This is a genomic window from Vibrio sp. YT-19(2023) (assembly GCF_033337395.1).
In genome coordinates this window covers 1-672 of the sequence record NZ_JAWOQN010000563.1, presented here as the reverse complement: position 1 = coordinate 672, position 672 = coordinate 1, and the positions used below count along the sequence as shown (strand labels likewise).

Sequence of the window (672 nt, the reverse complement as noted above, 5' to 3'; positions counted from 1 at the left end):
AGAAGTGGTGGTCAATGCATTAACAAACAAGTAGGTTGCGATGTCCAAAACAGCAGGCATACAAACCGGTAAGGTCACTTTGAAGAACAACTTGTACTGAGGCAGCTTGACCGATGCTGCCGTCGCTTCTATCTCTGAAGGCAGTTGCTTGAGAGCGGTTAACGCTGTCATGTGGCCGACTGTGTAATAGTGCACTACGGTGTTAATCACCAGAAACGCCATCGTACCGTAAAGCACATTCAATGGGTTGTTCACATCATTGAAGTAAAAGATGTATCCCAAACCCAAAACCATGCCCGGCACCGCCATTGGCACCACGCTCAGCATTTGCATCACCTGACGAACTGGCCCAAACGCACGACCTTTTTCAATACAGTAGGCACCGACAAAAATCACAGCGGTACCAATCAGCGCAGTCCAACCAGCTAAAGTGAGAGAATTAAAGAACGGGCTCCAGCCATAGGTACTCATCTCTGCGAAGTTGTAATTGTTCAGCGTCAGCGCTTTATTCCACGGCCAAAATGTCACTAGAGAGCCGTACACCGCCATGCCTAACACTGCCAGTACTGCGACAGAAATCAGTGAACAGTATACAAAGCAAAGGCCATCACGCGTTTTGTTGGGTTCTGGTTGATAAGGTACAGAGCGAGTATCAAACAAGCTCTTTTGTTT

Annotated in this window: 1 protein-coding gene; it reads right to left on the bottom strand. The window is 47.6% G+C overall.

Translation table 11 applies throughout. The features are described 5' to 3' along the window. The coding region (locus R7E78_RS27155; RefSeq protein WP_318058751.1) for an ABC transporter permease subunit at positions 1-672 on the bottom strand (672 nt) is incomplete at both ends.